Origin of the sequence: Neorhizobium sp. LjRoot104, from assembly GCF_964253725.1 — a bacterium.
Taxonomy (GTDB): domain Bacteria; phylum Pseudomonadota; class Alphaproteobacteria; order Rhizobiales; family Rhizobiaceae; genus Neorhizobium.
This window is the reverse complement of record NZ_CAXURS020000001.1, coordinates 2822700-2845412: the sequence shown is the minus strand read 5'-3', so window position 1 is coordinate 2845412 and position 22713 is coordinate 2822700. Positions and strand designations below refer to the sequence as shown.

The following is a 22713-nucleotide window of genomic DNA, read 5'->3' as shown; positions in this document are numbered from 1 at the left end:
CTTTTTGAATGTCCGCTCCACCCATTCTTAAAGGGCTGCGTGCTAAACGGGTTTTCGCCGCTGGTTGAAGCATCTGCGGTCCCCACTCTCTCAGGATTCACAGATGAAAAAAGCTCTCCTCATTGCCATGCTCGTTATGGCCGCTCCGATGCTGGCCGAGGCAAAAACGCTCAAGTTCCCGAGCGACGCTCCGATCGCCAGCATCAAGATCCCCGACAGCTGGAGCCCGAAGGAAACCGACACCGGCGTCGATGCCACGTCGAGCGACGATGCCGTCTATCTCTCCGCCGATGTCGCGGAGCTGAAGTCGATGGACAAGACCGTTTCGGAGGCCATCGACTTCCTGAAGGAGGTTGGCGTCACCGTCGATCCCAAGACGCTGAAGGAAACTCCGGTCGAGGAGTTCAACGGAATGCAGATGACCACCCTCGACTGGGACGGCAAGGACGAGGACGGTCCGGTAAGCGTCGGGCTGGCACTCATTCAGACGTCGCCGACCAAGGGCCTCGTCGTCACCTATTGGGGAAGCAAGGGCGACGAGGAGAAGCACCAGAAGGAACTGGTCGACATCCTGATGTCGATCAAGCCGATCGTAAACTAATAGCAGTTGCGGCGGCGGTTCTGTCCGCCGCCGCTTCAGGCTCAGGGCTCGACGAGTGCCCGGCAGGTAACTCCCGTCCGTCAGCCGATGAAGTCGCTGATGATGCGGGCGATCTCTTCGGGCATTTCGAGCTGCAGCATGTGGCCGCTCGGGACTTCCGTCGATTGCCAGGACGGATCGGCGCCGACCTTGGCGTAGATGCCGGAAAAGATCGCCGACTGGTCGATGTTCGCCGAAACATAGAGCCTTTTCGTGACCTTCCGATAGTCGCCCGACAGCTTGATCTTCTGGATCATCGTCGCGAACGGCTGCGGCGAGCGGCTGGTCATGTAGTGGCGCAGCTGTTCCGGCACGCGGGTGGCATGACGGGAAGGGGGCGGCACGGCGACGCCGCCATGTTCGCCGGCCATCGCGAGGTTGGCCATCGCCACGTCCGGCCCGAGCAGGTCGAGCGCTGACTGGCCGTCTTCCGGCAGGAAAGCGTCGAGATAGGTCAGCGTGCGGATGCGCGAGGCGAACTTATCGGCGACACCCGTAATCACCATGCCGCCATAGGAATGGCCGACGAGGTCGAATTCCTCCAGGCCTTCCGCTTCGATGAGGCCGCAGACATCGGCGATATGGGTATCGAGGTTGATCGCGCCGGAAAACAGATGGGCGCGTTCGCCGAGCCCGGTGAGGCTCGGAACGAAGACCTGGTGGCCCATGCCGCGCAGAATATCGGCGACCGGCGTCCAGCTCGCGCTCGATCCCCAGGCTCCCTGCACCAATACGATCCTGCGGCCCGCCATATTCTCCCCCCTTGATGCCAGCACCGAGCCGGATGTTTTCATCGCGCGACGGCGCCGTCAATGCGACAGGTGAGGGGACAAAGGATAGGTATCAGCGCCACATGCCGCGCATGCGGGCGGTGACGTCAATGCGGACCTGGTGGCGGGCCTGGCGTTCGGCGTCGGACATCGGCGCGACGACCGGCCAGGCGGCGGTTTCGAAGAATTGCAGCAAGGTCGCCGGGATGAAGCGGGTGCGGGCGGCATAGACGTGGCGGTCGCCCTGCGAGGCCTGTCCGTGGACGAAGAAACGCTGCGGCGTCATCAGGTGCAGGTGGTCCTTCGCCCTCGTCATAGCGACATAGAGGAGGCGGCGTTCCTCTTCGATCTCCGCGGTCGAGCCGACGCCGAGGTCCGACGGGATGCAGCCGTCGACGCAGTTCAAGAGGAAGACCGAGCGCCATTCCTGGCCCTTCGACGAATGGATTGTCGAGAGGATGAGGTAGTCTTCGTCGAGCAGCGGCGTGCCGGATTCGGCGCTGGTCGCATCCGGCGGGTCGAGGGTCAGTTCGGTGAGAAACCGCTCGCGGGACGTATAGCCGGAGGCGATCTGTTCGAGTTGCAGCAGGTCGGCCTTGCGGGTTTCGGCATCCTCGTGGATGCGGGTAAGATGCGGCTCGTACCATTGGCGGGCAAGGCCGATTTCGGAGGGCCAGCCTTCGCCCTTGCGGACGGCGGCGAGCATCTCGACGAAGGCGGGCCAGTCGGCACCGGAGCGCGGCGGGGCAGGGATTTCCTGCAGCGCTGCGAGCGGTTCCGGATCGGCGGCGATCGCGTCGAGGATCTTGCCGGCCGTCTGCGGGCCGATGCCGGGGATGAGCTGCATCAGCCGGAAACCGGCGACGCGGTCGCGCGGGTTCTGGGCGAAACGCAGCGCGGCCAGCATGTCCTTGACATGGGCGCTGTCCAGAAACTTCAGGCCGCCGAATTTCACGAAGGGGATGTTGCGGCGGGTGAGCTCGACTTCGAGCGGGCCGGAATGATGCGAGGAGCGGAACAGCACGGCTTGTTGTTTCAGCGTCATGCCGGTTTCGCGGTTTTCGAGGATCTTTTCGACGATGTAGTTGGCCTGCTCGGTCTCGTCCTTGACGGCGACGAGGCGGGGGCGTTCCTCCGACTGGCGCTCGGTCCAGAGGTTCTTGGTAAAACGCTCGCGGGCGAGATCGATGACGCCGTTGGCGGCCGCGAGGATCGTGCTGGTCGAGCGGTAGTTGCGGTCGAGCGTGACGATGTTCGCCGGCGGATCGAAGGTGTTCGGGAAATCGAGGATGTTGCGGATCGTCGCGGCCCGGAAGGAATAGATCGACTGGGCGTCGTCGCCGACGACGGTCAGCCCAATGCCGCCGGGCTTCATCGCCATCAGGATCGACGATTGCAGGCGGTTGGTATCCTGGTATTCGTCGACCAGCACGTGATCGAAACGGCCGCCGACATCCCCGGCAATCGCCGGTTCGCTCATCATCTGCGCCCAGTAGAGCAGGAGGTCGTCGTAATCCAGCACGTTCTGGGCCTGCTTGGCCTCGACATAGGAGGCGAACAGTTCGCGCAGCTGCGGCTCCCAGGCGGAGCACCACGGAAAATGCTGTTTCAGCACCTCGTCAAGCGGCGTTTCGGAATTCACGGCGCGGGAATAGATCTGCAGGCAGGTGCCCTTGGTCGGGAAGCGGTTCTCGGTCTTCGAGAAGCCGAGTTCGTGGCGCACCAGGTTCATCAGGTCGGCGGAATCTTCCCGGTCGTGGATGGTGAAGTCGTGGTCGAGGCCGATCTGGTCGGCGTAAAGGCGCAGGAGCCGCGCGCCGATGCCGTGGAATGTGCCGGCCCAGGCGAGCGCATCGGTCATGATGCCGGCATTGGCTCCGATGACCTGCGCGCAGATGCGCTCGACGCGGCGTGCCATTTCCGAAGCCGCGCGGCGGGAAAAGGTCATCAGCAGGATACGGCGCGGATCGGCGCCCGAGACGATCAGGTGCGCGACGCGATGGGCGAGCGTGTTGGTCTTGCCGGAACCGGCGCCGGCGATGACCAGCAAAGGCCCGGCCGGACCGCCCTCGGGCACGTCCGAGCCGTGCTCGACCGCACGCCGTTGTGCATCATTCAGCTTTTCCAGATAAGCAACAGCCATGCCCGTTCCCGATGTGTTCGAATTAGCCATAGCTGATTCGTGCGCCTGCGCCTGCCTCCACCGGCCCGGCGTTTTTCCATCGGCATCACGGACTTGGGAACAGGCCTTAACTTGACCAAGTAAATCCTGTTTGTCTAAGAGAACCGGGTCAAATTTTGGAGGCGATCTTGAAAACTTCATTCAGCTTGGCCGCGGGCGTTGCCCTGGCCTTTTCCGTTCTTTCCCTTTCCTCGCCGGCTTCGGCGCAGGTGGCCGACAGCCTCACCATCTACAATGCCCAGCACGAAGGGCTGACCAAGGAATGGGCGAAGGCCTTCACGGAAGAGACCGGCATCGCCGTCACCATCCGCCAGGGCAGCGATCTCGAAATCGCCAACCAGATCGTCCAGGAGGGCGCAAACTCGCCGGCCGACGTGTTCCTCACCGAAAATTCGCCGGCCATGGTGCTGGTAGACGGCAAGGGCCTGTTTGCGCCGATCGACAAGGCGACGCTCGACCAGGTTCTGCCGGGTTTCCATCCGGCCAACGGCAACTGGGTCGGCATCGCCGCCCGCTCGACCGTTTTTACCTATGACAAGACCAAGCTGACCGAAGACAAGCTGCCGAAGTCGATGCTCGACCTTGCCAAGCCGGAATGGAAGGGCCGCTGGACGGCATCTCCGTCGGGCGCCGATTTCCAGGCGATCGTCGGTGCGCTGCTGCAGCTCAAGGGCGAAGAAGCGACCGCCGCCTGGCTGAAGGGCATGAAGGAAAATGCAACCCCGATCCGCGGCAATTCGACGGCCATGAAGGCGGTCAATGCCGGCCAGTTCGAAGGCGCGCTGATCTACCACTACTACTATTTCGGCGACGTGGCGAAGACCGGCGAGAACACCAAGAACATCGGCATGCATTATTTCAAGAACCAGGATCCGGGTGCCTTCGTGTCGATCTCGGGCGGCGGCATCCTCGCCTCGTCGAAGCACAAGGAACAGGCGCAGGCCTTCCTGAAGTGGGTCACCGGCAAGGGCGGGCAGAAGATCCTGCGCGACGGCAACTCCTTTGAATACGCCGTCGGCAAGGGCGAGGCCTCGAACAAGATGCTGACCCCGATCGCCGACTTGGCGGCCCCGAAGGTCGAACCCTCGACACTCAACAACGCCAAGGTCACCGACATGATGACCGCCGCCGGCCTGCTCTGAAAAGCGGCCGATAACAGTTGCAAGGAGACATCGCAGGGCGTACCTGCGATGTCTCGTATTTTCGGACCGGCAATGACTTCCACCACAGAGACCAGGATCACGATCGCGCCGCGACCCCGCCTGCCGGCGGCATCGTCCTGGACGTTGACGATCGCCGTCGTGGTGGCTTTGCTGGCGCTTTTGCCGCTCGGCTTCGTGTTATGGGCAGCGGTCGTGACCGGCTGGGACATGGCTTCGCAGCTGATCTTCCGTTCGCGTGTCGGCGAACTGCTGGCCAATACCATCCTGCTCGTCGTCCTCACCATCCCGATCTGCGCGGTGCTCGGAGTGGCGCTCGCCTGGCTGACGGAGCGCAGCGACCTGCCGGGGGCGCGGTTCTGGTCGTGGCTCTGCGTCACGCCGCTTGCCGTGCCCGCCTTCGTGCATTCCTATGCATGGATCGGGCTATGGCCCGGTTTCAACGGCCTCGCAGCCGGGGTGGCGATCTCGGTCGTCGCCTATTTCCCGTTTCTCTATCTCCCCCTTTCGGCCGCCTTCCGGCTGCTCGATCCGGCGCTGGAAGACCAGGCTGCCTCGCTGGGGCTGGCGCCCTTCGCGGTCTTCCGGCGCGTCGTGCTGCCGCAGCTCAGGCTTGCACTTTGCGGCGGCGCCCTGCTGATCGGCCTGCATCTGCTGGCCGAATACGGGCTGTTTGCGATGATCCGCTTCGACACGTTCACGACCGCGATCATCGACCAGTTCCAATCGACCTATAACGGCGTCGCCGCCTATATGCTGGCGCTGGTGCTGGTGCTCTGCTGTTTCGTGCTGCTCGGCCTCGAAGCCTCGCTGCGTGGCCGCAGCCGGTATGCGCGGCTCGGGTCCGGCGTCGCGCGCCGGCCGAAGATCGCTCGGCTCGGCAAGTGGAAATACGTCGCTCTCCTCCTGCCTGCGGTGACGGCCGCGTTTGCGCTCGGCATTCCGGTGCTGACCCTCGGTCGCTGGCTGATCGCCGGCGGCGCCGACGTCTGGCGCCTCGACGAGGTCGGGCTGGCGCTGTGGCAGACGCTGGTCATCTGCCTGATCGGCGGGCTTGCAACGACGGCAGCCGCCGTGCCGATCGCCTGGCTCTCCGTGCGCCGGCCGACCCCCTCCAGCCGGTTCCTCGAAGGCTGCTATTATCTCGCAAGCTCGATGCCGGGCGTCGTCGTGGCGCTGGCGCTGGTGACGATCACCGTGCGGGTCATGCTGCCGCTCTACCAGAGCGTCGCGACCATCGTGCTTGCCTATGTGGTGATGTTCTTGCCGCGGGCGCTGGTGAGCCTGCGCGCCAGCATCGCGCAGGTGCCGGTCGAGATCGAACAGGCGGCGGCAAGCCTCGGGCGCTCGCCGGGCAATGCGCTGCTCGCGACCACGATCCGGCTCGCGGCGCCGGGAGCGGCTGCGGGCGTGGCGCTTTCGTCGCTCGGCATCATGAACGAATTGACCGCCACCCAGATGCTGGCGCCGAACGGCACGCGCACACTCGCCATGGCCTTCTGGGCGCTGACCGGCGAGATCGACTATGCGGGTGCGGCGCCCTATGCGGTGCTGATGGTCGCCTTCTCGCTGCCGCTCACCTTTCTTCTCCACCACCAATCGAAAAAGATCGCCGGGCGATGACGTTTCTTACCCTGACCTCCCTGCGCAAACAGTATGGCTCCGTCGCTGCCCTCGACGGCATCGATCTTTCGGTGACCGCAGGCAGCCGCACGGCGATCGTCGGGCCTTCCGGCTGCGGCAAGACCACGCTTCTGCGCCTGGTCGCCGGCTTCGATGCGCCGGATGAGGGGCGCATCGTGTTCGCCGGCCTGCAGCTTGCCGACGCCCGCTCCCAGGTGCCGGCGCACAAGCGCGGCATCGGTATCGTGGCGCAGGACGGCTGCCTGTTTCCGCATCTGACGATCCGGCAGAATATCGGTTTCGGGCTGGAGGCGGAGGCCTCGGTGAAGAACGCCCGCATCGCCCAGCTGATGGACATGGTGGGGCTCGATGCGGCCATGCTCGCCCGCAAGCCGGATCAGCTCTCAGGCGGCCAGCAGCAGCGCGTAGCGCTTGCGAGAGCCTTGGCGCGCAAGCCGAGGCTGATGCTGCTGGACGAGCCCTTCTCGGCGCTGGATACCGGCCTCAGGGCCGCGACCCGCAAAGCGGTGACCGACGTGCTGACCGCGGCCGGCATCACCACGCTTTTGGTGACGCACGACCAGGGCGAGGCGCTTGCCTTCGCCGATCAGGTGGCGGTGATGCGGGCGGGAAAATTCGCGCAGGTGGGGAGCCCGCGCGAGGTCTATTCGCGGCCGGTCGATGCGGCGACGGCGGCCTTTCTCGGCGAGGCGATCGTGCTGCCCGCCGATGTCGCGGACGGGCGGGCTCAAAGCCCCCTTGGGGTCCTGCCGGTCGATGACATCGCCTATCGCGGCAAGGCCGAGATCATGCTGCGGCCGGAGCAGATTACCGTTGCGCATGCCCGCCGCGACAGCGGCGACGAGGGCGCTTCGGGAACGATCGCCGAGATGAACTTCTGCGGCCCGACCTCGGATGTGCGGATCACGCTCGGCGGAGGTCAGCAGGGCTTCTCCTTCCGGCTCGACATTCCGAGCCGCGAGGCACTGTCTACCGGTGACCGGGTGGCGATCGGCGTGGCGGGGACGGCGCATCTCTTCCGGTAGACCGATATTCTGACCGCAGGGCTTTCTGACCAAAGGGTCAGGGCTGTCGGGAACCCTGGAACATTTCTTCGCGTTATCGGACCATCAACGTGAAGGAAAAAAAATCCATGCTGAAATGGGCTCTCATCTTCCTGGTCATCTCGCTGATTTCCGGTTTTCTCGGTTTTTCGGGCATTTCCGCAGCGACGGCCTCGATTGCGAAGATTCTCTTCTTCATCTTCCTCGTCATCTTTCTGGTTTTCGTGGTGCTCGCGTTTGCTGCCGGCAATGCGATTCTCTGATTTCCGGGCGTGAAGCGCGAGGAACCGGCCGAATCAGGTCACCCGAAACAAAAAAGCCCCGCCGAAGGTCGGGCGGGGCAAATTGGGGAAAATCCGCATCAATGACGCGGTGGGTCGCATTTGGCATATTCCATGTCGTGTTGCGAGGCGGGTTCCGGCCGATTCGGTACGCTCCCGTGAAAAAAGAAGCCGATCTCGACATAGTGGGGACCGCCGCCGACGCGAACCGTCAGGGGCGCGACGGATGTTTCTGGGCGAAGACCAGCAGCTTCCAGCTTACGGGACCGAGGACCGTATGCTCGTGATGGATATGGGGGATGGCGGCGTCCTTGTGGACGACGATCTCGTCGCCGCAGGTCCGACAGCGGTAGATACCGGCATTCGGCACCTTCTGCCCCGGCATCCACTCCTTCTCGAAAGCCGGCGCGGCGGCCTGGACGAGATGCTCCGAATTCTTGAACTGCGCCATGCTGAACCTCCATGATGTCGTAACATCATAACAAGCGCAGATGACCAAATTGCCAGTGAGGCTGGTGAAGAATTCTGGACGCCGGTGTGCCGTTTCGGGACGGACAGATTAAACGGAGGGCCTGAAACGAAGAAATCCGCCGAAGCGGATTTCTCAACGTTTTGAACTGGATGGTGGGCGTGACAGGGATTGAACCTGTGACCCCTACGATGTCAACGTAGTGCTCTCCCGCTGAGCTACACGCCCATCCGTGGCGGCGCATAGACCATAGACTGGTCGGGCCGTCAACAGGTTTTTGCCATGAAATGCGAAGGTTTTTTGAAGGCCTTGCAGATCAGGGCTTTCGGCGGCTTTAGGCCGCCAGAAGCTTGTTCACTTCGTCCACCAGATCGCGCAGGTGGAAGGGCTTCGACAGGACCTTGGCATCCTTCGGAGCCTTGGAATCGGAATTCAGCGCAACGGCCGCGAAGCCGGTGATGAACATCACCTTGAGGTCCGGGTCGAGTTCGGTCGCCCGGCGGGCGAGCTCGATCCCGTCCATTTCCGGCATGACGATGTCGGTCAGGAGCAGCGAGAAGGGCTCTTCGCGCAGGCGGTCGTAGGCGCTCGCGCCGTTGTCGAAGGACGCGACCTTGTAGCCCGCCTTTTCAAGCGCCTTCACCAGGAAACGACGCATGTCGTTATCGTCTTCGGCGAGAAGGATTTTCTGAATCATCTCCAGGACCGTTATCCAATGCAAATTTTTAGAGTTGTCGGTATCTCTTACACTGCCAACGCGCGGTAAACATCCGTTTAATGGGGGTGCAAGAGGATTTGGTAGGGTATAGATAGTATGGACTTCGCCTCGGGCAACTGGCAACATGAGTTCCTGAACAAGTTCGTGACATGGTAAAGGCAGGATGGATTGCAACGCGGGTGATTTTGAACATTTCGAAGTGAGGGAGCCCGCCACGCAGACTATCCCCTTCGTTTTCAATTCGCCTCACAGCGGCAGCTTCTACCCGCCTGAATTTCTCGCCGAGAGCGGCCTCGATTCACTCTCCATCCGCCGCTCGGCCGACCACTATGTCGACGAGCTTTTTGCCGATGCGCCGGAACTCGGTGCGCCGTTGCTCCTCGCCCATTTCCCGCGCGCCTATCTCGACGTCAACCGCGAGCCCTATGAACTCGATCCGCGGATGTTCGACGGGCCCTTGCCGCCTTTCGTCAACATCGGCTCGATGCGGGTCGCAGGCGGGCTGGGGACGATCCCGCGCATCGTTGCGGAAAACATGGAAATCTATCGCCGCCGGCTGCCGGTCAACGAGGCGATGTCGCGCATCGAGACAATCTACAAGCCCTACCACGCCTGCCTTCGCAAGCTGATCGCCCGCACCCATGCGCGCTTCGGGCTCGCTATCCTGATCGACTGCCACTCGATGCCGGGCAATATCCGGCTTTCCGGTTCGGACGTGCGGCCCGACTTCATCATCGGCGACCGCTACGGCACCAGCGCGTCTGCCGAACTCTCTCGGGCGGCGATGCAGTTCCTCGACGGCATGGGTTTCTCGGCCGTGCGCAACAAGCCCTATGCCGGCGGCTTCATTACCGAGCATTACGGGCGGCCGGTGCGCGGCCTGCATGCCCTGCAGATCGAGATCAACCGGGCGCTCTACGTGGACGAGATGACGCTTGCCAGGCGGCCGGAGTTCCCGGTGGTCGCGGCAGCGCTTTCTACCTTCATGCGGCAGATGGCGGATTTCGTCGTCGACTTTTCCGGCGACAGCGCGCTGGCGGCCGAATAACAGCCCTTGAGTTTTCCACAGGTTTGCACGTTCGCCGGCGGGTTGGCGGGCTCGCCAGCTTGGTCGCGGGCAAAAAAAACCGCGCTTGTGGGCGCGGCTAAGTCTAGGGAGGAAACACCCAAGGAGGGTATTTACAGTCAAAGACTGTGCATTGAAGCTACGAGTGCGCTGCACAAATGTCAAGCATGTTTTTCAGATGCTTAAATATGCGCCATTTGTAGGCAGATTGCCGAGATTTGCGGCAGAGAAAGATCATTTTTTGATTTTCTCGGCATTCCTCGTGAAAGCGGTTCCAAGGTCGCGGCGCGTGTTTTAGAAGAAGTCTTCATTCCAACAGCGGATTTTCCCCATGCTTCCCGATCGCGATTTCTTCCATGCGCTTGCCGACGCCGCCAAGGCCGAGACGCTGCCGCGTTTCCGGACCGGACTTTCCGTGGTCAACAAGGAGCAGGGCGGGTTCGACCCGGTGACCGAGGGTGATCGCGCCGCAGAAACCGCGATCCGGGCGCTGATTACCGAGACGTTTCCGCAGCACGGCATTCTTGGCGAGGAGCACGGCAATGTCGGCCTCGACCGCGAACATGTCTGGGTGATCGATCCGATCGACGGTACGCGCGCCTTCATTTCCGGCCTGCCGGTCTGGGGGACGCTGATCGGCTTCCAGTCGAACGGCCGCGCTTCGATGGGATTGATGGACCAGCCGTTCATCGGCGAGCGGTATTTCGCCGATGGCAGGAACGCCTGGTATCTTGGCCCGGACGGGGAACGGCAGATTTCGGTGCGCGACTGCGGCAGCCTTGCCGACGCAACCCTGTTCACCACCTCGCCGCATATCTTCGGGGGCGACGACCTGGCGAAATACCGCTCGGTCGAGGAAAAGGTGCGGCTGTTCCGCTACGGCTGCGACTGCTACGCCTATGTGCTGCTCGCCTCGGGACATATCGACATCGTCGTCGAGAACAACCTGAAGCCTTATGACGTCGGCGCGCTGATCCCGATCATCGAGCAGGCGGGCGGCATCATCACCACCTGGGACGGCGGGCGGCCGGAGAACGGCGGCAACATCCTTGCGGCCGGCAGCAAGGCCGTGCATGCGCAAGCGATGAAGCTGCTTTCCGGCCAATAGGTCACCGGCTCAAGCCGCGGTTTCGGAGAGGCCGAAGCCGCCATCCTGGCCGGGCATGAAGGCCTCGATCGCCGCCAGCCCCTGGGCGCGGTAGATATCCCTGTCGTGGAAAAGCTCGTGGCGCGCGCCATTGATGGTGATGAGCTGGCCGGCGCGGAAATTGCGCGACAGCTCCTCCTGCGCCGCATAGGGGACGATGGCGTCGAGGACGGGCGCGAGGATCAGGGTCGGGATGGTGATTTTCGTCAGATGCGACTGGGAGGAGACCCGGCGCGCCGCCTTGAACGTCTCGTGCAGCCAGCGCGCGGTCGGCGGGCCGATCGTCAGCTCCGGATGGGCGGCGCCGATCTCCATGTTGCGGACAAAGCGCTTCGGGTCCGAGGTCAGCGGATTGCCTTCGAAGGCGCGGTTGCTGCGGTCGGTCCCCATCGAGGCGCCGCCGAAGCCGGTCCAGCTTGCCAGCCCGGCCAGCGAGCGGATCAGTCCCTCCGGCACGCCCTGGCCCGAAAGCGCGATATAGGGCGCGGCGAGTGCCATCCGGTTGATGCGGTTCGAAAGCCGCGGAGCAGCCGAGAGCGCGATCAGGGCGCCGGTCGAGTGGGCGACCAGGAAGAAGGGCAGGCGGGCATCCGGCAGGACAATATGTTCGAGGAAGATTTCGAGATCCCGCTCGTAGTCGGAAAAGCGTCGGACATGACCCTTGCGCGGATTTTTCTTCAGCCGTTGCGAGCCGCCCTGGCCGCGCAGGTCGAATGTCGCGACCCACAGGCCCATGGCGTTGAAATCGCGGATCGTCTCGAAGTATTTTTCGATGGACTCGTTGCGGCCCTGCAAAAGCACGATGGTGCCGATCGCCGGCGACATCCCGGAGCGAAACAGGCCGTAGCGCAACCGGGTGCCGCGATGCCCGGTGAAATAGCCGGCCGTGTAGTTGGCCGGGGCAGGATTGCCGGGCGTCGGATGGAGAATGTCGTCGATGGATTCTGGCGCTTCGGTCATGCCCGAAAGAGTCGGGCAGCGGCGGCGGGACGTCAAGGGAAAAGCGCAGTGAGTGGCATTCAATAGGGCGTCGGGCAATAGGGCGTCGGGGTGGTTTCGGAGAAATCGGAGGCTTGCACTCCGCCGGTCAAACATGTGTATTCAACCGCATTTACAGATTTCCGGATATTTGTCGGTCGGCCTGAGCGCGAGATGGTGCGTGAGGAGGCGCGATCGACGTCAGCCGAAGGATCATGAGGGAGAGAAGCCGATGTATTACGCAATCCTTGCCTATCACCAGGAGGGAGTGGTCGAATCCTGGACAAAGGAGGAAGACGAGGCCCTGATGGTCGATCTGCTGCAGATCAACGACCGCCTGGTTGCGCAAAAGTCCCTGGGCCCGGCCGCACGGCTCGGCCCGACCGACGGCGCCGTGACCCTGCGCGGCAAGGGCGAGGGCATGGTGATCGATGGTCCGTTTGCCGAGACCAAGGAACAGCTGCTCGGCTTCTACGTGGTGGATTTCCCGACCATCGACGGAGCTATCGCCGCGGCGCGGGAGCTTCGTCGTGCCAATCCGACGGCGGTCTACGAGATCAGGCCGATCCTGCTCTACGTGCCGGGTGCGTCACTGGAGACGCGGGACGAGGGCTGAAGGCTCTTTTTCGGGAAAGGGCCAGCAAAAAGAAGCCGGAATCGCGAGTCTAGGGATACCCATCGATTCCGGCAATTGATGACCGAAGCGAAGGGACGAATGGAGCTTCGGTCGAGAGAGACAGTCTGCCTTCCACGGTCTGTTCTATCAAAACCATCCTGAACCGGCCCGAAACGGGCTGTTCATGTCAGGTTCACGCGTAAAACCGCGCCCTGAACCGGGGTCTTGAAGCCGCGAAAACCAATCCCCATCTGAACTCTGCGGGCGCCACAAAGGGTCCGCAGAACGGGACCGCATCGCCAATGAAGGGATGCGGGAACCCAGATGAAAACCGCAACGTCGCTTCCCAAGGAGGACCTCATGCGTCACGTCGATTTTTCTCCCCTCTATCGTTCCACCGTCGGTTTCGACCGCCTTTTCAACCTGCTCGACAGCCGCGGTCCGGCCGACCAGACCCCGAGCTATCCGCCCTACAATATCGAGCGGACCGGCGATAACACCTACCGCATCACCATGGCTGTTGCCGGTTTCGACGAAAAGGAACTGAGCCTCGAAGCCCATGCGAACGTGCTGACCGTGAAGGGTGAAAAGAGCGAGGACGAAACCGCTGCCGACCAGAGCGAATACCTCTATCGCGGCATCGCCAAGCGCGCCTTCGAGCGCCGCTTCCAGCTCGCCGATCATGTCGAAGTGCAGTCCGCTTCGCTGAAGAACGGCCTGCTCCATATCGACCTGCTCCGGAACATTCCGGAAGCCATGAAACCCCGTCGCATCGCGATTGCCGCCGACGCAGTCGCTCCGAAGACGATCGAGGCTCAGGTCACCCCGCAGCAGGTCAACTAACCCGCTGCCGGGTTACCGGCGATATAGTCGAGCAAGCCCAATGCGGCCCTTCCTCTTGGGGGAAGGGCCGTTTTTCGTTTTGGGGGTTCATTGACCGGCGGGGCTTATGTCCTTATTGTATCGACAATGTTTCTACATGGAAGAGGCTCATGCGCGTCACCGTAAAGAAATGGGGCAACAGCGCCTCCGTGCGCATCCCCGCCGCCGTCATGGAAGCTGCGCAGCTGCAGATCGATACGGTGGTGGACGTGTCGGAGGAAAACGGACGGATCATCATCGAACCGGTGCGGGATGCGGAATTCGATCTTGACCAGCTCATTGCCGGAATGGCTCCCGATAATCTGCATGAGGAAGCTGATTTTGGAGCGCCTGTCGGCAAGGAAGCCCTATGACGGTCGCTTCCTATGTTCCCGACGCCGGTGATGTCGTCTGGCTGGAATTTTCTCCGCAGGCGGGACATGAGCAGGCCGGGCGCCGGCCCGCCGTCGTGTTGAGCCCTCAAAGCTACAATCGCTTCGGCTTGATGCTGTGCTGCCCGATGACCACCAAGCGGAAGGGATATCCTTTCGAGGTGGCGATCGGCGACGACGGAGACAGCACGGTCCTTGCCGATCAGGTGAAGAGCCTCGACTGGAAGGCGCGCAATGCGCGACGGAAGGGCAAGATTTCGGCCGCGGAACTTGCCGAGATAAGGGCAAAGGCAACGGCGCTGATCGGCAAACGCTGACCGGCGCCCGTCTCATTTATGCCGCAGCCGGGGCCGCAACCGTATCCTCCTTCACCTTCAGGCGGTTGGCATATTTCTGGGCAATGACGGCGCAGGCCATCAGCTGGATCTGGTGGAAGAGCATCAGCGGCAGGACGATGGCGCCGATCGAGGCGGACTGGCCGGCGAAGATGGCGTTGGCCATCGGCACGCCGCTTGCCAGCGACTTCTTCGAGCCGGCGAAGGTGATGGTGATCTCGTCCTCCTTGTTGAAGCCGAGCGCCCGGCTCCCGAACATGGCGATGCACAGTACGACCGCCAGAAGCGCCATGTCGACCAGGATGACGACGCCGATATCGAGCGCCGAGAAGGTGTGCCAGAGGCCTTCCATCACCGCTTCCGAAAAGGCGAGGTAGACGACCATCAGGATCGAGCCGCGATCGACCGGGGCGAGGATCTTCTTCTTCGAGCGGATCCAGTTGCCGATCCAGGGCTGCAGGATCTGGCCGACGACGAAGGGTGCGAGAAGCTGCAGCAGGATGCTTTCCAGCGCATCCCAGGAGAAGCCGGCATCGCCGGCAGTCGAGAGCAGGACGCCGGCAAGCAGCGGCGTCAGGAACATGCCGAAGATGTTGGAGCCGGAGGCGGCGCAGATCGCCGCCGGCACGTTGCCGCCGGCGATCGAGGTGAAGGCGATCGAGGACTGCACCGTCGAGGGCAGCACGCAGAGGAAGAGGATGCCGGCATAGAGCGGCGGCGCCAGGATATCCTCGGGAATGAAGCCGATCATCAGCCCGAGGATCGGGAAGATCGCGAATGTCGTCAGCAGGATCGTCAGGTGCAGGCGCCAGTGCAGGATACCCGCCACCACGACATCGCGCGACAGGCGCGCGCCATGCAGGAAGAACAGGAGGCCGATGGCGATGTCGGTCGCGACGTTGAACCAGTCGGCATAGACGCCGTGGATCGGCAGGACCGAGGCGAGGATGACGGTGCAGACGAGAAGGACCGTGAAGCGGTCCGGCAGAAAACGGCTCATGGGCGGATTCCTCGGATTTGAGGATTTACCTCTCCCTTATCATGAAGCAGGATGCAAACACTAACAGTTATCACAATATCGGATAGCCATGCTGAACCTTCATCATCTGAACAGTTTCGTCATGCTGCAGCAGACCGGCAGTTTTACCGAAGCGGCGGCGCGTCTGCGCATCGGCCAGTCCACGGTGACCCAGCATATCCAGCGGCTGGAAAAGTCGCTCGGGCGGCAGCTGGTGTTTCGCGATACGCATCAGGTGAAGCTGACGGCGGAGGGCGAGGCGCTGCTTGGTTATGCGCGCGGCATGCTGGATATGAACGGCAAGGTAGCTTCGCTGTTCGGCGAAAGCCGGTTGCGTGGGCGCCTCAGGCTCGGGGTTTCGGAAGACGTGGTGGCGAGCCGGCTGACTTCGATCCTCGAGGATTTCATCCGGCTCTATCCGCTGGTCGATCTGGAACTGACGGTGGCGCTCTCGGCGGTGCTTTACCAGATGCAGGATATCGGCGATCTCGACCTGGTGCTTGCCAAGCGGCATATCGGCGAGACGCATGGGCGGCTGCTCTATCGCGAGCCGCTGGTCTGGCTGGCGCGGGACCCAGACCATGTGCTGTCACGCGGCGATGCGCTACCGCTGATCGCCTTTCCGCCGCCGAGCATTACCAGGCGGGTGGCGCAGGAGGCGCTCGACCGGGAAAAGGTGGCGTGGCGGATCGTCTGCACCTGCGGCAGCCTCAGCGGGCTGACGGCGGCAGCAAGGGCGGGCATGGGCGTGCTCGTCCAGCCGCGCAGCATGGCGCCGGCCGGCCTGAAGGAGATCCCGGGGGATCGGCTACCAGTGCTGGAAGACGTGGAATTCGTGCTGGTCCCGCGGCGCGGCGCCGATGTTGCGCTCACGGAGGCGCTTTCAAGCCTGATCGTGGCGCAGATCGCGCCGCAGAATTTGGGGTGACGGTTGGAGGGAGAGGCGCTTGGCTCGCGGGGCAGGGCAAGCGAGGCAGCGTGGAGCCCCTCCCCCTTGTGGGGAGGGGTTGGGGAGGGGACTTTGCTCCGCATTAAAACCCCTCCCCACAAGGGGGAGGGTTAGAGATGCCGAACCGCCTCGTCCCCTAGGCGATAGCGCTGCCCCAATTGGGAGATCGAATCGTGGCGCCGTTCAGCCCGCCTTGCAGATCGACAGGAACTGGTCGATATCCTCTTCGGTGGTGGCGAACGAGGTGACGAGGCGGATCAGGGTTTCGTCGTCCCTGACCGGTTCCGGCATGTTGGTCGGTACCGGCCAGCCGTAGAATTTGGCGCCCTTGGCTTCGGCGGCTTCGGCAGAAGCCTTGTTCAGTACGGCGAAGACCTCGTTGGAGGTCGTGTCCCACGCAAGCCTGGTGCTGTTCAGCGAGCCGATGCCGGCGCGCAGCCGGTCGGCCATGCTGTTGGCGTGGCTTGCCATGCTGAGCCACAGGCCGTCCTGCAGATAGGCGTCGAACTGTGCCGAGATGAAGCGGGTCTTCGAAAAGAGCTGGGCGGCGCGCTTGCGGATGAAGGCGAAGTCGCGGGCAAGATCCTTGTTAAAGAAGACGATCGCTTCCGCGCACCAGCAGCCGTTCTTGGTGCCGCCGAACGAGAGGATGTCGATGCCGCGCTTCCAGGTCATTTCGGCCGGCGAGACGTCGAGGGAGACCAGTGCGTTGGCGAAACGGGCGCCGTCCATATGCACCGGCAGGCCGTTCGCCCTGGCGATGCCGGTAAGCGCGTCGATCTCGTCGAGCGTGTAGATGGTGCCTGTTTCGGTCGCCTGGGTGAGGGTGACGGCGGCGGCGCGGCCGTGATGCAGCGAATCCTGCGGGAAGCCGGCGATGCGGGCGCTGAGCTTTTCCGGGTCCATCTTGCCGTCCTCGCCTTCGACGGGGACCATGCGCATGCCGGAAAAGAAATCGGGCGCGCCGCACTCGTCCTCGATGACGTGCGCTTCCGTATGGGAAAAGGCGACGCCGCCGGCCCGCGCGATGCTGGCGAGCGACAGCGAATTGGCAGCCGTGCCGGTGGAAACGAAATAGACGGAAACGTCGCGCTCGAAGATCTCGTTGAACCGGGCCTCGACCGCCTTGTCGAGGTCGCTATTGCCATAGGCGGCGGCAAACCGGGTCGACTCTGTGGAGAGGCGTTCATTGATCGAGGGATGGGCGCCTGCCCAATTGTCGGAAGCGAAAAACATCTTGAAAAATCACCCTGGAAGCTTTGTCTGGAAGGTGAGGGGAGATTAATCGTTTTGGACCGGTAATCAATCGGGAGGGCTGATTGCCGGGCTCAAACGGTTAGGTCAGCAAGCAACACACTTTAAAACTGCTGCTATTGTAATTAAATTTCGACATCTACGGCGTTTGACGTAATCTTCTGTCGCCAAACGTGGGAGATTTTTAACAACCGCTCTTGTCGGCGTGTCACTTTTATGGCATAGATTTTGAGAATTAGGACAGAAATGCTGTCCTAATTTCGGGAAACGAAACGTTAATCCGCTCGTCTTTCCCGCTGACGTTCACGCCGATCCGGGTTATGTTGCGCTGCGAAGCTGCAACTGATGCTGGAGCGGCGCCATCGCATGAAGCATGGGATGAGGCTTGGGCCTGTCATCCCCAAGAGATAATTGAGAGCCACTTTGCCGGCTGCCGAAGGCGGCCAACAGGAGGAATGACGATGACGAAGACCATCTCCGAGATATCAGGCGTTAAAGCTCCGATGTCCGCCGAGGCGAAAGCTCGCATTCCGTTTGTCCCGACCGGCATTCCGGCCGCGCAGGGTCTCTATGACCCGCGCAACGAGCACGATGCCTGCGGCGTCGGCTTCATTGCTCATATGAAGGGTAAGAAGTCGCACCAGATCGTCAAGGACGGCCTGTTCATCCTCGAAAACCTGACGCATCGCGGTGCGGTCGGCGCCGACCCGCTGATGGGCGACGGCGCGGGCATCCTGGTACAGATCCCCGACCGTTTCTTCCGCGAGGAGATGGCGGCGCAGGGCGTCACCCTGCCGAAGGCCGGCGAATATGCCGTCGGCCATATCTTCATGCCGCGCAAGGCCGACGAGATCGAGCATTACAAGAAGGTGATCCAGGATGTCATCGCGGAAGAGGGGCAGCAATTCCTTGGCTTCCGCGACGTGCCGGTCGACAACTCGTCGCTGTCGAAGGCGCCGGACATCGCCGCCACCGAGCCGCATCACGTCCAGGTCTTCATCGGCGCCGGCAAGGATGCCGCGACCAACCACGATTTCGAACGCAAGCTGTTCCTGATCCGCAAGGTGATCTCCAACCGCATCTACGACGCATTCGGCGGCGTCGACATGGGCTTCTATCCCGTCTCGCTGTCGTCCTCGACGATCGTCTACAAGGGCATGTTCCTGGCCTATCAGGTCGGCGCCTATTACAAGGACCTCTCCGACCCGCGGTTCGAGACGGCGGTGGCGCTGGTGCACCAGCGTTTCTCGACCAACACCTTCCCGTCCTGGAAGCTCGCGCACCCTTATCGCATGGTCGCCCATAACGGCGAGATCAACACGCTGCGCGGTAACGTCAACTGGATGGCGGCCCGCCAGGCGTCGGTCTCCTCGCCGCTGTTCGGCGAGGACATTTCCAAGCTCTGGCCGATCTCCTACGAGGGCCAGTCGGACACGGCCTGTTTCGACAACGCGCTCGAATTCCTCGTGCGCGGCGGTTATTCCATGGCGCATGCCGTCATGATGCTGATCCCGGAAGCCTGGGCCGGCAACCAGTCGATGGCGCCGGAACGCAAGGCCTTCTACGAATACCATGCGGCCCTGATGGAGCCGTGGGACGGCCCGGCGGCAGTCGCATTCACGGATGGGCGCCAGATCGGCGCAACGCTCGACCGCAACGGCCTGCGTCCGGCCCGCTACATGGTGACCGACGACGACCGCATCATCATGGCGTCGGAATCCGGCGTTCTGCCGGTGCCGGAAGAGAGCATCATCAAGAAGTGGCGCCTGCAGCCCGGCAAGATGCTGCTGATCGACATGGAAAAGGGTCAGATCATCTCGGATGACGAACTGAAGTCCGAGCTCGCGACCAAGCATCCCTATGGCAAGTGGCTGGACAAGACCCAGCTCATCCTCGAAGACCTGAAGCCGGTGGAACCGCGGGCGCTGCGCCGCGACGTGTCGCTGCTCGACCGCCAGCAGGCCTTCGGCTACACGTCCGAAGACACCAAGATCCTGATGTCGCCGATGGCGACGACGGGCCAGGAAGCCGTCGGCTCGATGGGCACCGACACGCCGATCTCGGCAATGTCCGAAAAGTCGAAGCTGCTCTACACCTATTTCAAGCAGAACTTCGCGCAGGTCACCAACCCGCCGATCGATCCGATCCGCGAGGAACTGGTGATGAGCCTGGTGTCGTTCATCGGCCCGCGTCCGAACATTCTCGACCACGAGGGTGCGGCGAACGCCAAGCGGCTGGAAGTGCGCCAGCCGATCCTGACCAATGGCGATCTCGAAAAGATCCGCTCGATCGGCCACACCGAAGATCGCTTCGACACCAAGACGCTCGATTTCACCTATGACATCGAGCGTGGCGCCGAAGGCATGCCGGAAATGCTCGACCGTCTCTGCGAGCGGGCGGAAGCGGCGGTCAAGGGCGGCTACAACATCATCGTGCTGTCCGACCGCCAGATCGGCCCGGACCGGATCGCCATCCCGGCGCTGCTGGCGACGGCGGCCGTACACCATCACCTGATCCGCAAGGGCCTGCGCACCTCGGTCGGCCTCGTCGTCGAGAGCGGCGAGCCGCGCGAGATCCATCATTTCTGCTGTCTCGCCGGTTACGGCGCCGAGGCGATCAACCCCTATCTCGCCTTCGACACGCTGACCGACATGCATGCGCGCGGCGAATTCCCCAAGGAAGTCGACGCCCAGGAAATCGTCTACCGCTATATCAAGGCGGTCGGTAAGGGCATCCTCAAGGTCATGTCCAAGATGGGCATCTCGACCTACCAGTCCTATTGCGGCGCACAGATTTTTGATGCGATCGGCCTGTCTTCGGCTCTGGTGGAGAAGTATTTCTTCGGCACGGCTTCGAACATCGAGGGCGTCGGCCTGGAAGAGATCGCCCAGGAAACGGTTTCCCGGCACCATGCCGCCTTCGGCAAGGACCCGGTCCTTGCCTCGACGCTCGATATCGGCGGCGAATACGCGTACCGCATGCGCGGCGAAAGCCACGCCTGGACGCCTGATGTGGTGGCGACCCTGCAGCATGCCGTGCGTGGCAACAGCCAGGACCGCTACCGCGAGTTCGCCGAGATGGTGAACGAAAGCGCGGTTCGCATGAACACGATCCGCGGCCTGTTCAAGATCAAGTCCGCCGAGGCGATCGGTCGCAAGCCGGTTTCGATCGACGACGTGGAGCCGGCGGTCGATATCGTCAAGCGGTTCTCGACCGGCGCGATGTCGTTCGGCTCGATTTCCCGCGAGGCGCATACGACGCTCGCCATCGCCATGAACCGGATCGGCGGCAAGTCGAACACCGGCGAGGGCGGCGAGGAGAGTGACCGCTACATGCCGCTTCCGGACGGCAGCCAGAACCCGGAACGCTCGGCGATCAAGCAGGTCGCGTCCGGCCGCTTCGGCGTGACGACCGAATACCTGGTCAATGCCGATATGCTTCAGATCAAGGTGGCGCAGGGTGCAAAGCCCGGCGAAGGCGGCCAGCTGCCCGGCCACAAGGTGGATGCGACGGTCGCCAAGACCCGGCATTCGACCCCGGGCGTCGGCCTCATCTCGCCGCCGCCGCACCATGACATCTATTCGATCGAAGACCTGGCGCAGCTGATCTACGACCTGAAGAACGTCAACCCGACCTCGGACATTTCCGTCAAGCTCGTCTCGGAAGTGGGCGTCGGCACGGTCGCCGCGGGCGTCGCCAAGGCGCGTGCCGACCATATCACGGTCGCGGGCTTCGATGGCGGCACCGGCGCTTCGCCGCTGACCTCGCTGAAGCATGCCGGCAGCCCCTGGGAAATCGGCCTTGCCGAAACCCAGCAGACGCTGGTGCTCAACGGTCTTCGTTCGCGCATCGCCCTGCAGGTCGATGGCGGCCTGAAGACAGGCCGCGACGTCATCATCGGCGCGCTGCTCGGTGCCGACGAATTCGGCTTCGCGACGGCTCCGGTCATCGCCGCCGGCTGCATCATGATGCGCAAGTGCCATCTCAACACCTGTCCGGTCGGCGTCGCCACTCAGGACCCGGTCCTGCGTAAGCGCTTCAAGGGCACGCCCGAGCATGTCATCAACTACTTCTTCTTCGTCGCCGAAGAAGTGCGCGAGATCCTGGCGTCGCTCGGCTTCACCCGCTTCGACGAGATCATCGGCATGGTCGAGCTTCTGGAAAAGGACGAGATGATCGCCCACTGGAAGTCCAAGGGTCTCGATTTCTCGAAGATCTTCCACAAGGTCGAGGCTCCGAAGGAAGCGACATACTGGACGCAGCGCCAGAAGCATCCGATCGACGACATTCTCGACCGCAAGCTGATCGAGAAGTCGCAGGCAGCGCTTGAGAACAAGGAACCAGTGGTCTTCGAAGTACCGATCAGGAACGTCGACCGCTCCGCCGGCGCGATGCTCTCGGGTGCGCTCGCCAAGCGCTGGCGCCACAAGGGGCTCAAGGACGACACGATCCATGTGACGCTGCGCGGCACCGCCGGTCAGTCGTTCGGGGCGTTCCTCGCGCACGGCATCACCTTCGATCTGGTCGGCGACGGCAACGACTATGTCGGCAAGGGTCTTTCGGGCGGCCGCATCATCGTGCGCCCCCCGGAAAACTCCAGGATCGTTGCGGAAAACTCGATCATCGTCGGCAACACGGTTCTCTACGGCGCGATCACCGGCGAGTGCTATTTCCGCGGCGTGGCCGGCGAACGTTTCGCCGTCCGTAACTCGGGTGCCATCGCAGTCGTCGAGGGCGTCGGCGACCACGGCTGCGAATACATGACCGGCGGCATCGTCGTCGTGCTCGGCGAAACGGGACGCAACTTTGCGGCCGGCATGTCCGGCGGCGTCGCCTATGTGCTGGACGAGGAAGGCACGTTCGCCAAGCGCTGCAACATGGCGATGGTCGAACTCGAGCCGGTTCCGGAAGAGGACGACATGCTGGAGAAGCTGCACCATCACGGCGGCGACCTCATGCACAAGGGACGCGTCGACGTCTCCGAGGACATGACGCGCCACGACGAGGAGCGGCTCTACCAGCTGATCTCAAACCACCTTCACTACACCGGCTCGACGCGCGCCAAGGAAATCCTCGACCGCTGGAGCGAATACCGGCCGAAATTCCGCAAGGTCATGCCGGTGGAATATCGCCGTGCACTGGTGGAGATGGAACGGATGCGGATGGGTGTCGCTGCGGAATAAGCTTTCG

The 22713-nt window shown here is 62.8% G+C and carries 20 protein-coding genes and 1 tRNA gene; 13 read left to right on the top strand and 8 right to left on the bottom strand.

What is annotated here, in order from left to right; genetic code table 11:
* Positions 1 to 103: 103 nt before the first annotated feature.
* Complete coding sequence (locus ACSQ8R_RS14510; RefSeq protein ID WP_436254013.1) at positions 104 to 601, top strand: histidine kinase; 498 nt, start codon at positions 104 to 106, stop codon at positions 599 to 601.
* 80 nt (positions 602 to 681) lie between these two features.
* On the opposite strand, the gene ACSQ8R_RS14505 is transcribed toward ACSQ8R_RS14510, so the two are convergent.
* Both ACSQ8R_RS14505 and ACSQ8R_RS14500 read right to left on the bottom strand, forming a co-directional pair.
* On the bottom strand, positions 682 to 1392 hold the full coding sequence (locus tag ACSQ8R_RS14505; protein ID WP_436254012.1) for an alpha/beta fold hydrolase: 711 nt from the start codon (positions 1390 to 1392) through the stop codon (positions 682 to 684).
* A 91-nt stretch (positions 1393 to 1483) separates the two neighbouring features.
* Entirely contained in the window at positions 1484 to 3553 is a 2070-nt protein-coding gene (locus ACSQ8R_RS14500; RefSeq protein WP_436254011.1) for an ATP-dependent helicase, read from the bottom strand.
* Positions 3554 to 3720: 167 nt separating this feature from the next.
* On the opposite strand from ACSQ8R_RS14500, the gene ACSQ8R_RS14495 reads away from it, so the two are divergent.
* The 4 genes from ACSQ8R_RS14495 (at position 3721) to ACSQ8R_RS14480 (ending at position 7702) form a co-directional block, all read left to right on the top strand.
* Positions 3721 to 4734 (top strand): iron ABC transporter substrate-binding protein, encoded by a 1014-nt coding sequence (locus ACSQ8R_RS14495; protein ID WP_436254010.1) that lies wholly within the window; start codon positions 3721 to 3723, stop codon positions 4732 to 4734.
* A gap of 72 nt (positions 4735 to 4806) precedes the next feature.
* A complete protein-coding gene (locus tag ACSQ8R_RS14490; RefSeq protein ID WP_436254009.1) occupies positions 4807 to 6375 on the top strand; it encodes an ABC transporter permease in 1569 nt (522 codons plus the stop codon).
* The gene (locus ACSQ8R_RS14485) at positions 6372 to 7421 is read left to right on the top strand and encodes an ABC transporter ATP-binding protein (protein WP_436254008.1); all 1050 of its coding nucleotides are present in this window, start codon (positions 6372 to 6374) and stop codon (positions 7419 to 7421) included. The genes ACSQ8R_RS14490 and ACSQ8R_RS14485 overlap by 4 nt, the downstream gene beginning before the upstream one ends.
* 107 nt (positions 7422 to 7528) lie before the next feature.
* Positions 7529 to 7702, top strand: coding sequence for a DUF1328 domain-containing protein (locus ACSQ8R_RS14480; RefSeq protein ID WP_436254007.1), 174 nt, complete (start codon positions 7529 to 7531; stop codon positions 7700 to 7702).
* Between the two features lie 229 nt (positions 7703 to 7931).
* Here ACSQ8R_RS14480 and ACSQ8R_RS14475 read toward each other — a convergent pair whose 3' ends face one another.
* From ACSQ8R_RS14475 to cpdR1, 3 genes are all read right to left on the bottom strand, one after another.
* Positions 7932 to 8171, bottom strand: coding sequence for a hypothetical protein (locus tag ACSQ8R_RS14475; protein ID WP_436254006.1), 240 nt, complete (start codon positions 8169 to 8171; stop codon positions 7932 to 7934).
* 171 nt (positions 8172 to 8342) lie between these two features.
* A tRNA-Val gene (locus tag ACSQ8R_RS14470) sits at positions 8343 to 8417 on the bottom strand.
* A 106-nt stretch (positions 8418 to 8523) separates the two neighbouring features.
* Positions 8524 to 8886, bottom strand: a complete 363-nt coding sequence (cpdR1, locus tag ACSQ8R_RS14465) for a response regulator CpdR1 (protein ID WP_037077221.1) — start codon at positions 8884 to 8886, stop codon at positions 8524 to 8526.
* Between the two features lie 184 nt (positions 8887 to 9070).
* Between cpdR1 and ACSQ8R_RS14460 the strand changes: the two genes are divergently transcribed.
* Positions 9071 to 9955 carry an N-formylglutamate amidohydrolase gene (locus tag ACSQ8R_RS14460; RefSeq protein WP_436254005.1) on the top strand — a complete coding sequence of 295 codons (885 nt, stop codon included), beginning with the start codon at positions 9071 to 9073 and terminating at the stop codon, positions 9953 to 9955.
* Positions 9956 to 10304: 349 nt separating this feature from the next.
* Positions 10305 to 11081, top strand: a complete 777-nt coding sequence (gene hisN / locus ACSQ8R_RS14455; protein WP_436254004.1) for a histidinol-phosphatase — start codon at positions 10305 to 10307, stop codon at positions 11079 to 11081.
* 9 nt (positions 11082 to 11090) lie between these two features.
* Here hisN and ACSQ8R_RS14450 read toward each other — a convergent pair whose 3' ends face one another.
* Positions 11091 to 12059 carry an alpha/beta fold hydrolase gene (locus ACSQ8R_RS14450; protein ID WP_436255477.1) on the bottom strand — a complete coding sequence of 323 codons (969 nt, stop codon included), beginning with the start codon at positions 12057 to 12059 and terminating at the stop codon, positions 11091 to 11093.
* A 271-nt stretch (positions 12060 to 12330) separates the two neighbouring features.
* On the opposite strand from ACSQ8R_RS14450, the gene ACSQ8R_RS14445 reads away from it, so the two are divergent.
* The 4 genes from ACSQ8R_RS14445 (at position 12331) to mazF (ending at position 14284) form a co-directional block, all read left to right on the top strand.
* Positions 12331 to 12714, top strand: a complete 384-nt coding sequence (locus tag ACSQ8R_RS14445; protein WP_436254003.1) for a YciI family protein — start codon at positions 12331 to 12333, stop codon at positions 12712 to 12714.
* 360 nt (positions 12715 to 13074) lie between these two features.
* Positions 13075 to 13557 (top strand): Hsp20 family protein, encoded by a 483-nt coding sequence (locus ACSQ8R_RS14440; protein WP_436254002.1) that lies wholly within the window; start codon positions 13075 to 13077, stop codon positions 13555 to 13557.
* 149 nt (positions 13558 to 13706) lie between these two features.
* Positions 13707 to 13949, top strand: coding sequence for an AbrB/MazE/SpoVT family DNA-binding domain-containing protein (locus ACSQ8R_RS14435; RefSeq protein ID WP_436254001.1), 243 nt, complete (start codon positions 13707 to 13709; stop codon positions 13947 to 13949).
* On the top strand, positions 13946 to 14284 hold the full coding sequence (gene mazF, locus ACSQ8R_RS14430; RefSeq protein WP_436254000.1) for an endoribonuclease MazF: 339 nt from the start codon (positions 13946 to 13948) through the stop codon (positions 14282 to 14284). The genes ACSQ8R_RS14435 and mazF overlap by 4 nt, the downstream gene beginning before the upstream one ends.
* A 16-nt stretch (positions 14285 to 14300) precedes the next feature.
* Here mazF and ACSQ8R_RS14425 read toward each other — a convergent pair whose 3' ends face one another.
* Positions 14301 to 15302, bottom strand: a complete 1002-nt coding sequence (locus ACSQ8R_RS14425) for a bile acid:sodium symporter family protein (RefSeq protein WP_436253999.1) — start codon at positions 15300 to 15302, stop codon at positions 14301 to 14303.
* An 88-nt stretch (positions 15303 to 15390) separates the two neighbouring features.
* Here ACSQ8R_RS14425 and ACSQ8R_RS14420 point away from each other — a divergent pair, with 88 nt between their 5' ends.
* Positions 15391 to 16248 carry a LysR family transcriptional regulator gene (locus ACSQ8R_RS14420; protein ID WP_436253998.1) on the top strand — a complete coding sequence of 286 codons (858 nt, stop codon included), beginning with the start codon at positions 15391 to 15393 and terminating at the stop codon, positions 16246 to 16248.
* 204 nt (positions 16249 to 16452) lie between these two features.
* Here ACSQ8R_RS14420 and ACSQ8R_RS14415 read toward each other — a convergent pair whose 3' ends face one another.
* Positions 16453 to 17505 carry a threonine aldolase family protein gene (locus ACSQ8R_RS14415; RefSeq protein WP_436253997.1) on the bottom strand — a complete coding sequence of 351 codons (1053 nt, stop codon included), beginning with the start codon at positions 17503 to 17505 and terminating at the stop codon, positions 16453 to 16455.
* 521 nt (positions 17506 to 18026) lie between these two features.
* Here ACSQ8R_RS14415 and gltB point away from each other — a divergent pair.
* Positions 18027 to 22706: a glutamate synthase large subunit gene (gltB, locus tag ACSQ8R_RS14410; RefSeq protein ID WP_436255476.1), complete on the top strand. Its 4680-nt coding sequence runs from the start codon at positions 18027 to 18029 to the stop codon at positions 22704 to 22706.
* Positions 22707 to 22713: the final 7 nt, after the last annotated feature.